The sequence below is a fragment of the Streptomyces cucumeris genome (assembly GCF_024295805.1).
Taxonomy (GTDB): domain Bacteria; phylum Actinomycetota; class Actinomycetes; order Streptomycetales; family Streptomycetaceae; genus Streptomyces; species Streptomyces cucumeris.
Genome location: NZ_JANCLX010000015.1, coordinates 179,119 through 185,377, shown reverse-complemented (window position 1 = coordinate 185,377; position 6,259 = coordinate 179,119). Strand labels below are relative to the sequence as shown.

7 protein-coding genes are annotated in these 6,259 nt (G+C 69.0%); 5 read left to right on the top strand and 2 right to left on the bottom strand.

Going from position 1 to position 6,259, the window contains the following annotated elements; genetic code table 11:
• Positions 1–590 (bottom strand): NsdA family TPR-like regulatory protein (locus NMK44_RS22690; RefSeq protein ID WP_489660295.1); only part of this gene is annotated, 590 nt, incomplete at its 3' end.
• 217 nt (positions 591–807) lie between these two features.
• Between NMK44_RS22690 and lipB the strand changes: the two genes are divergently transcribed.
• The 4 genes from lipB to NMK44_RS22670 all read left to right on the top strand — a co-directional run bounded on the left by lipB (position 808) and on the right by NMK44_RS22670 (position 3,935).
• The gene (gene lipB / locus NMK44_RS22685) at positions 808–1,623 is read left to right on the top strand and encodes a lipoyl(octanoyl) transferase LipB (RefSeq protein WP_254745889.1); all 816 of its coding nucleotides are present in this window, start codon (positions 808–810) and stop codon (positions 1,621–1,623) included.
• Between the two features lie 208 nt (positions 1,624–1,831).
• Positions 1,832–2,782, top strand: a complete 951-nt coding sequence (lipA, locus tag NMK44_RS22680) for a lipoyl synthase (protein ID WP_254745887.1) — start codon at positions 1,832–1,834, stop codon at positions 2,780–2,782.
• Between the two features lie 264 nt (positions 2,783–3,046).
• Entirely contained in the window at positions 3,047–3,244 is a 198-nt protein-coding gene (locus tag NMK44_RS22675; RefSeq protein ID WP_254745882.1) for an SCO2195 family GlnR-regulated protein, read from the top strand.
• Positions 3,245–3,254: 10 nt separating this feature from the next.
• Positions 3,255–3,935: a DUF4191 domain-containing protein gene (locus NMK44_RS22670; protein WP_254745881.1), complete on the top strand. Its 681-nt coding sequence runs from the start codon at positions 3,255–3,257 to the stop codon at positions 3,933–3,935.
• Positions 3,936–4,075: 140 nt separating this feature from the next.
• Here the strand turns inward: NMK44_RS22670 and NMK44_RS22665 are convergent, their stop codons facing one another.
• Complete coding sequence (locus NMK44_RS22665; protein WP_254745880.1) at positions 4,076–4,543, bottom strand: RDD family protein; 468 nt, start codon at positions 4,541–4,543, stop codon at positions 4,076–4,078.
• Positions 4,544–4,783: 240 nt separating this feature from the next.
• On the opposite strand from NMK44_RS22665, the gene glnA reads away from it, so the two are divergent.
• Positions 4,784–6,193, top strand: coding sequence for a type I glutamate--ammonia ligase (gene glnA / locus NMK44_RS22660; protein ID WP_254745879.1), 1,410 nt, complete (start codon positions 4,784–4,786; stop codon positions 6,191–6,193).
• Positions 6,194–6,259: the final 66 nt, after the last annotated feature.

Here is a 6,259-nt window from a genome sequence, read left to right as displayed (position 1 = left end):
CGCCCGGCCGTGGCCGGCGGGGCGCCGGGGCGGCCGCCCTGGGCGGGCAGCCGCACGGCGGCCGAGGCCACGGCGGCGGCGCCCGCCGCGCCGACGCCCGGCGCCGCGGACGGGGCCGGGCCCGCCGGAGGCTCTCCGCGCGCCACCCGGTCGTCGGGTCGTCCGATCAGCCAGTCACGGCTGGGGACCACCAGACCCGCCGGGGTGAACGCGATCTTCCGTAGCTCCGCGTGGCTGCCGGAGTCCTTCCGCCACAGCCCGCTGACGATGTCCACGGCCTCCTGCGGGGTGGCCGCGAACTCCAGCCCCGCGTAGACCGGCGCACACGCGTCCAGCCCCAGGTCCTGGGCGGACAGCCGGCGTCCCAGCCGCCGGGTGAACACCTCGGCGATCAGCGCCGGGGTGGTGCCGCGTGGCTGCTGTCCGCGCAGCCAGCGGGTCACCGAGGTCTTGTCGTAGCGCAGGTCCAGGCCGTGCTCCAGCCCGAGCTGGTCCACCCGCCGGGCCAGCCCGGCGTTGGAGAAGCCAGCCTCAGCAATGAGCGCAGCGAGCTGACGATTGGGAATGCGCTGCGGGGGTCGTTCCGTCATCAGCCTGCCGGTCTCCCTGATCGCCCTGTGGAACGGCGCGAATTTAACTGCCGGTCGAGGGCTGATCGCGGCCGTCGGGCGGCATTCATCCGATCGTGTGAGAACGAGCCCGATGGGGTCGACCTGATCCACGGTCGTACAGTGGCTGGGGCGCCGCCGCCAGGCATCGCCACCCACTTGTACGAGGTCCTTGAACAGGTCCGAACAGGAGCGTGCCGTGACCGCATCGTCCCCGGGGGAGATCCCCGGCTCCTCGTCGCTGCGCTATGTCCACCTCGGGTTCGGGGCGGACGCCGTGGACTACGAGGAGGCGTGGCAGGAGCAGCGCCGGGTGCACGCCGCGCGCTTCGCCGACGAGATCCCCGACACCTGTCTGCTGCTGGAGCACCCGGCGGTCTACACGGCGGGGCGGCGCACCGCCGACAACGAGCGCCCGCTCGACGGCACCCCGGTGGTGGACGTGGACCGTGGCGGCAAGATCACCTGGCATGGCCCCGGCCAGCTCGTGGGCTACCCGATCCTGAAGCTGCCGCGTCCGGTGGATGTGATCGCGCATGTCCGGCGGCTGGAGGACGCGCTCCTGCTGACCTGCGCGGAGTTCGGTGTGGAGACCACCCGGGTGGAGGGCCGCAGCGGGGTGTGGGTGCTGGGCGACCCGGTCGAGCAGCGCCAGTCGCCCGGCGGGCTGAGTCTGGACTTCGACCCCCGGATCGACGACGAGGAGTTCGATCCCCGGATGAACGGTCCGGAGTACGCGCCGTCCAACGCCGGGCAGCGCCGTGAGGACCGCAAACTGGCCGCGATCGGGGTGCGCATCGCCAAGGGCGTGACCATGCACGGCTTCTCGCTGAACTGCAATCCGGACAACACCTGGTTCGACCGGATCGTGCCCTGCGGGATCCGGGACGCGGGCGTGACCTCGCTCTCGGAGGAGCTGGGCCGGGACGTCCCGGTCTCGGAGGTGCTCCCGGTGGTCGAGAAGCATCTGCGGACCGTCCTGGAGGCGTCCATCCCGCTGCCGCGGGCCGTCTAGCGTCCCCCATCCGGCCCGCCCGCCCACCGGGCCGGGAGGGGCGCCGTGACGCCGCTCACCTGCCCGGGGGAATGGTCCTTGCGGCCCATGGGTTGCCCTGGACGTAAATCCGTACGAATGACGGGCGTACCCTGGTGACCGCCGACGATTCGAAAGCCGCGCCAGCAAACTCGCCAGCCGAGCCGCCAAGCAAAGAGGAGTGCCGGACGTGTCCGCAGTCGCACCCGACGGACGGAAGATGCTGCGTCTGGAGGTCCGGAACAGCCAGACCCCCATCGAGCGCAAGCCGGAGTGGATCAAGACCCGGGCGAAGATGGGTCCCGAGTACACCGAGCTGCACGGCCTGGTGAAGCGCGAGGGCCTGCACACGGTGTGCCAGGAGGCCGGCTGTCCGAACATCTATGAGTGCTGGGAGGACCGCGAGGCGACCTTCCTCATCGGTGGGGAACAGTGCACCCGGCGGTGTGACTTCTGCCTGATCGACACCGGCAAGCCGGAGCCCCTGGACCGCGACGAACCGCGCCGGGTGGCCGAATCCGTACGCACCATGGAGCTGAAGTACGCCACCATCACCGGTGTCGCCCGTGACGACCTGGAGGACGGCGGCGCCTGGCTGTACGCGGAGACCGTCCGCCAGATCCACTCCCTGATGCCGGACACCGGTGTCGAGCTGCTGATCCCTGACTTCAACGCGGTTCCCGAGGCGCTCGCCGAGGTCTTCTCGTCCCGTCCCGAGGTGCTGGCGCACAACGTGGAGACGGTCCCGCGGATCTTCAAGCGGATCCGTCCCGGCTTCCGCTACGAGCGTTCGCTGGAGGTCATCACCAAGGCGCGCGAGGCGGGTCTGGTCACCAAGTCCAACCTGATCCTGGGCATGGGCGAGGATCGCGAGGAGATCAGCCAGGCGCTCCAGGACCTCCATGACGCGGGCTGCGAACTGATCACGATCACGCAGTACCTGCGGCCGTCCGTGCGCCACCACCCGGTGGACCGCTGGGTCAAGCCGCAGGAGTTCGTCGAGCTCAAGGAGGAGGCTGAGGAGATCGGCTACGCCGGTGTCATGTCCGGCCCCCTCGTCCGCTCGTCGTACCGCGCAGGGCGCCTCTACCAGCAGGCGATCGACCGGCGTAACGTCGCAGTGGCCTCACAGGGCATCTGAACCACACGGCACCGCTTCGCTCCGCGCCGCCCCACCGGGCACCGGGTGTGTGAGCAGCAACACGCTGTGTGAGTACCGGCACACGCGCACATCACCGGCCCGCGCCCTTCCGCAGGTCAGGGGGAGGGTACGGGCCGTGCCCAGGCTTCACCGGTGTTTGACCGCCCGGTCACGCGCTGGTAACACCATTGGGTAACGATTAAGCCACGCACTGCTTATCAGTAGTGCATGCGTCGTGATCATCCGCTGCTTCGAGGGGATCCCATGTCGGCTGCGCCCGTACGCCCGTCCGTCACCGACGCGCTGCTCGCCCTGGAGGGTCTGCTGCTGCGCGGCGGGCAGCGCACCGCCCGCCGCAACGCCTGGACCGCGGTGCTGGAGGACCGGCGCCGGGCCAAGGACCGGCACGAGGCCGAGCACGTACTTGAGGCCGTGTCCGCCGGGGCTTCCCAGGCCACGTAAACTTCGCTGTATGGCGAGGAAGGAAACATCCGAGAACCCCGGGCGGCTGAAGCAGATCGCCCTGACCTACAAGATGACCAAGCGGGTCGACTCGAAGGTCGGCCTTGTCGTCGCTGGCGTGGGGATCGTCACCTTCGGTGTCCTCCTCGCGGTCGGCTTCTGGATCGGCCACCCGATCTTCCTGGGCATCCTGGGCTTCGTCCTGGCCTTCCTCGCGATGGCGATCGTTTTCGGCCGCCGTGCCGAGCGGGCGGCCTTCGGACAGATGGAGGGCCAGCCCGGCGCCGCGGCCGCCGTCCTGGAGAACGTGGGACGCGGCTGGTCCGTGACGCCCGCTGTGGCCATGAACCGCAACCAGGACGTCATCCACCGCGCCGTGGGCAAGGCGGGCATCGTGCTGGTCGGCGAGGGCAACCCGAACCGGCTCAAGAGCATGCTGGCGGCCGAGAAGAAGAAGATGGCCCGCATCGTGGCGGACGTCCCGGTGCACGACATGATCGTGGGCTCCGGCGAGGGCCAGGTGGAGATCAAGAAGCTCCGCACCACGCTGATGAAGCTCCCGCGGGTGCTGCCGGGCGCGCAGGTGACCGTGGTCAACGAGCGGCTCCGGGCGCTGGGCGACCTGATGAGCAACATGCCGATTCCGAAGGGTCCGATGCCCAAGGGCATGCGGATGCCGAAGGGACGCTGAGCACACCCCGCGTCACGGAACGCGAAATACGACGGCCTACGCGCGGAAACGCGCGAATACACGCTGATACGAATGGCGGCCGGGATCCTGTCCCGGCCGCCATTCGTATGCGATTCGTATGCGGCCCACCCGGTGCGGGCTCAGATCCTGATCTGCACCGAGCGGGAGAGCCGGTCGTGCAGTCCGCGGGTGTCCCGGTCCCAGACCACGGCGGGAATGACCAGCGCGAGCAGCACACTGCGCAGCACGGCCCGCGGCAGGGTGAGCCGCACCCCGCCCTCGCCGATGACCCGCAGCTTCAGCAGCAGCTTGCCCGGGGTGGCGCCGACGGTGCCCACGGTCAGGATGCTGAGCGCGACGAAGACGGCGAGTGCCCAGTTCCCGGCGGCCCGTGCGTCGCCGCCGGACAGCAGCCCCCAGCCGACCAGCAGGCACAGCCCCCAGTCGATGAAGAGCGCCCCGAAGCGGCGGCCGAGCGACGCTATGGCGCCCGGCCCGCTCTCGGGCAGCCCCAGCGCCTGGCCCCGGTAGCCCATGTCGACGCCCATGTCCTCGGCGGCCGCGCGGGGCCCGGAAAGCCACGATCCGATTGCTTGCCTCTTGTCCACCCGACCACGTTACTGCGACCGCATACGTTTCCCGGGAGCCGGGTGCCGCCCGGGACCCGGAACGGCCCATGATCGCTTCTTCGGCCCCGCATTTCGTCGCTCGGCCGGTTAACCTGGGTGAAACAAATGGGTCATGCCCGGGAAATCCCGTCTGCCTATGGTCGGGCTCAGCACACCACGCATTTGGACCGTGCGACCGAACAAATCCCGTCCCCCCGCGGCCGGGCTAGGAGGAGTTGGATGTTCCAGAACGCCGACGACGCTCGGAAGTTCATCTCGGACGAGGACGTCAAGTTCGTCGATGTCCGATTCTGTGACCTTCCCGGCGTCATGCAGCACTTCACCGTACCGGCGGAGGCGTTCGACCCGCACGAGGAGCTGGCCTTCGACGGCTCGTCGATCCGCGGGTTCCAGGCGATCCACGAGTCGGACATGGCGCTCCGTGCGGACCTCTCCACGGCCCGTGTCGACCCGTTCCGCCGGGACAAGACGCTCAACATCAACTTCTTCATCCACGACCCGATCACCGGCGAGCAGTACAGCCGTGACCCGCGGAACATCGCCAAGAAGGCCGAGGCCTACCTCGCCTCCACCGGAATCGCGGACACCGCGTTCTTCGGTCCCGAGGCCGAGTTCTACGTCTTCGACAGCGTGCGGTTCAACACCACCGCGAACGAGTCCTTCTACCACATCGACTCCGAGGCGGGCGCCTGGAACACCGGTGCGGTCGAGGACAACCGCGGTTACAAGGTCCGCTACAAGGGCGGCTACTTCCCGGTCCCGCCGGTCGACCACTTCGCCGACCTGCGCGCCGAGATCAGCCTGGAGCTGGAGCGCGTGGGCCTGCAGGTCGAGCGCCAGCACCACGAGGTGGGCACCGCCGGTCAGGCCGAGATCAACTACAAGTTCAACACGCTGCTGGCCGCGGCCGACGACCTCCAGCTCTTCAAGTACATCGTCAAGAACGTGGCGTGGAAGAACGGCAAGACCGCGACCTTCATGCCGAAGCCGATCTTCGGTGACAACGGCTCCGGTATGCACGTCCACCAGTCGCTGTGGACCAACGGCGAGCCCCTCTTCTACGACGAGCAGGGCTACGCGGGCCTCTCGGACACCGCCCGCTACTACATCGGCGGCATCCTCAAGCACGCCCCGTCGCTGCTGGCCTTCACCAACCCGACGGTGAACTCCTACCACCGCCTGGTCCCCGGCTTCGAGGCCCCGGTCAACCTGGTGTACTCGCAGCGGAACCGTTCCGCCGCGATGCGGATCCCGATCACCGGCTCCAACCCGAAGGCCAAGCGCGTCGAGTTCCGCGCCCCGGACGCCTCCGGCAACCCGTACCTGGCCTTCTCGGCCCTGCTGCTGGCCGGTCTGGACGGCATCAAGAACAAGATCGAGCCGGCCGAGCCGATCGACAAGGACCTCTACGAGCTGGCTCCCGAGGAGCACGCGGGCGTCCCGCAGGTGCCCACCTCCCTCCCGGCCGTCCTCGACTCCCTCGAGGCCGACCACGAGTTCCTGCTCCAGGGCGGGGTGTTCACCTCCGACCTGATCGAGACCTGGATCGACTACAAGCGGACGAGCGAGATCGCCCCGCTCCAGCTGCGGCCGCACCCGCACGAGTTCGAGCTCTACTTCGACGTCTAAAGAGCAGGTCGTCCGACCTGGGCGGGCACCCTGGAAGCATGCCGTGAACTGCGAAAACTCTTCTCA

Coding starts and splice junctions, on each gene's coding strand:
- NMK44_RS22675 (WP_254745882.1), top strand. CDS start 3,047: ATGTCGGCTGCGCCCGTACGCCCGTCCGTCACCGACGCGCTGCTCGCC.
- glnA (WP_254745879.1), top strand. CDS start 4,784: ATGTTCCAGAACGCCGACGACGCTCGGAAGTTCATCTCGGACGAGGAC.
- NMK44_RS22670 (WP_254745881.1), top strand. CDS start 3,255: ATGGCGAGGAAGGAAACATCCGAGAACCCCGGGCGGCTGAAGCAGATC.